Raw genomic sequence first — 2,947 nt, 5'->3', positions numbered from 1 at the left:
TCTAAACGCGGGCCCTGCCCACCAGAGTCGCGGGACAGTAGTTGCCCGATTTCGGTAAGGGGCTCAATTCATGGCGATGTTCTGCATTCACGACCTGCGGTTATCAATTACGGCGGTACAACCGGGGTCGTTGTTTACTATGGCTCAAACGATGGTCATTTCCGGGCAATCAACGGTAATCAAACCAGCTATATTGGCGGTGTTCGCCCCGGTGGTGAGTTGTGGAGCTTTGTGGCGCCTGAGTTTTTTCCTAAGCTAAGCCGTCAATATAAAGACGACCCAGTGGTGAAATACCCTACCGTGGTAGATAGCAGCGCACTGCCTCGGGATTATTTCTTTGATGGTACCACCACGGTTTTGCAGGACGGTCGTACGAGTGGGGCGACGGCGGGTAAGTCATATATTTATATGTCGGCGCGCCGTGGCGGTCGGGTAATTTACGCAATGGATGTAACAAATCCGGCGGAGCCTCAGTTTTTATGGCGCTTAACTAACGCGGATATACCTGAGTTAGGTCAGACCTGGTCACAACCGCGAGTTGCGCAAATCAAGAGTCATACTAATCCGGTGCTGATATTTGGCGCGGGTTACGATCCGGCCGAAGATGCGGAACCCGCGCCAAGCAGTAACTCAATGGGTCGGGGTATAATTATTGTTGATGCCGTTACCGGCGGCGTACTCTGGGCTGCGCTGCCTAGCTGTACGGGAGTGACCTTGGCCTCTGGCGGAACCTGTGTGATTACTGCTGCGTTGACTAAGTCCATTCCTGCCGATATTACTTTGTTGGATCGGGATGTCGATGGTTACATCGATAGGCTCTATGCCGCGGATGTTGGCGGTAATGTTTGGCGCGTAGATCTTGAGGCTAATAGCCCAGCAACCCCAACTTTTGCTGATTTCCAAATGACAAAATTGGCTTCGCTGAGTAGCACAGGTAATGACGCTCGTAAATTTTTGTTTGGTCCCGATGTGGTGCCGACTAAGTATTTTGATGCGGTGGTATTGAGCTCAGGAGATCGGGAGCACCCATTGTATACGGACCAGACTACCGCAGGCTTGGCTTACAATGTCGATAATCGTTTCTATATGATTATGGATGCAAATAACGGCAAATCTGTACCTTCGGGTACGCCGGTAATTTCCGAGACAAATCTTGTCAATCAAACCGATGTGCAATGCCTAGATAGCAGCGGTAGTCTTGTCGCCTGTACTGATGCTGATGCCATAGAATTGCGTTTTGACGGTGTGTCTAACGGCAGTTTCCAAGGGTATTATATAAACCTGCGCGATGGTGAAAAAGGCGTTAACGCACCCTTGGCGGTTGCCGGCAAAGTGTATTTTGGTACGAACCAGCCTGATGTTCCCTCAAGTGGTAGCTGCACAGCGAACTTAGGTAATGCGGGCGCCTATATCATTGATTTGTTTACGGGTAGCTTCCACCGTCAGACCTTTGCCGGTGGTGGTCTTCCGCCTTCGCCGATTGCGGGGCTAGTGACGATTGAGGGGCGTACCGTGCCATTTGTGATCGGTGGTGCGGGCCCGTCTCCGTTTGATCCTAGCGATCCGCAGCTGGATTTGTCTGGTGGCCGAAAACGAACGTATTTTTACTTTCAATAGTGGAATAAAAACGGCGACTTAAAGTCGCCGTTTTTATTATTCCAATTGATATTTTTTAAGCTTGTAGCGAAACTGCCGAAACGTAAGGCCAAGACTTTTTGCCGATTCAGTTTTGTTCCAGCGGTTGGCTTCCAGCGCGTCCGCAATAATTTCTTTTTCGATGCCCGCAATATATTCTTCCAGCTGCCCGGCGGCGGCAGAGAAGTGGTTGCCGCTGTCTTGGGAGCTGGTTTTTACATTTGCTTGCGCCGCGAGGCTGGGTAGTGAAAGGTCTGCGGCGGTGATTATATTGTTTTCGCAAAGCGTTGCCGCGCGCTCGATGATATTCTCAAGTTCGCGCACATTACCAGGAAAACTGTATTGGCATAGGCTGCTGAGTGCGGATTTATCCAAGGTGGGAGGCGTTACTCCCCACTCGCGGCCGATTCGATCTAGCATGAATTTTGCGAGCAAGGGGATGTCGCTGGCGCGATCGCGCAGGCTGGGCACTTGCACTTCAATGACGTTAATTCGATAAAACAGGTCGCTGCGAAAATGTTCGGCGGCAACGGCTCTGGCCAAGTCACGGTGAGTGGCGCTGAGAATACGTACATCGACGGGTATTTCTTGGGTTGAGCCAATGCGGCGAACGGCCTTTTCTTGAATGGCGCGGAGTAACTTCACTTGCATATTTAAGGGCAGGTCAGCGACTTCGTCGAGGAATAAGGTGCCGCCATTGGCGGCCTCAAATAAGCCCTCTTTATGATCATAGGCGCCGGTGAAGCTACCTTTGCTGTGACCAAAAAATTCACTTTCAACCAGCTCGCTGGGAATGGCGCCGCAGTTTACTGGCACAAAAGGTGCGTCGCTGCGGGGGCCATTGGCGTGAATGAGCCTAGCAACAACCTCTTTACCGCTACCCGATTCGCCACTGATGTAAACCGGCGCTTGGCTGCGCGATAATTTTAAAATTTGCTCCCGCAGATTCACAATGCTCTGGGTTTCGCCAAGTAGGCGAGTATTGCTGCTGCCATCGACCTGACTTGCTCGGCCGTCTAGTTTTAAGGCGGTTTTTACTAGACTACGCAGCTGCTCAACGGAAACGGGCTTGTTGATAAAATCGAAGGCACCGGCTTTTAACGCCTCAACGGCGAGTTCGGTACTGCCATAGGCGGTAAGTACGGCAACTGCCGTGCATAGCGAGTTTTGCTGAATGTGGCGAACGATTTCTAAGCCAGAGCCGTCGGGGAGCTTAATGTCTGTCAAGCAGAGGCTAATATTTTCGGTCTCGCTCAGTGCTCGAATCGCATCACGAACATTCCCTACCGCGATGGTATGCAAACCCATGCGA

General features: G+C 51.4%; 2 protein-coding genes. One reads left to right on the top strand and one right to left on the bottom strand.

The genetic code is table 11. The features are described 5' to 3' along the window. The coding region (locus ABYT30_RS17855; RefSeq protein WP_373097837.1) for a pilus assembly protein at window positions 1-1,617 on the top strand (1,617 nt) is incomplete at its 5' end. Between the two features lie 36 nt (window positions 1,618-1,653). On the opposite strand, the gene ABYT30_RS17850 is transcribed toward ABYT30_RS17855, so the two are convergent. Then, window positions 1,654-2,947, bottom strand: a 1,294-nt coding sequence (locus tag ABYT30_RS17850; RefSeq protein WP_373097835.1) for a sigma-54-dependent transcriptional regulator, incomplete at its 5' end; no start/stop codon positions are given.

This window comes from Zhongshania sp. (assembly GCF_041623545.1).
In the GTDB taxonomy this organism is placed as follows: Bacteria; Pseudomonadota; Gammaproteobacteria; order Pseudomonadales; family Spongiibacteraceae; genus Spongiibacter.
Note: the sequence above shows the minus strand (reverse complement) of the source record. Positions and strands in the feature narration are given on the sequence as shown.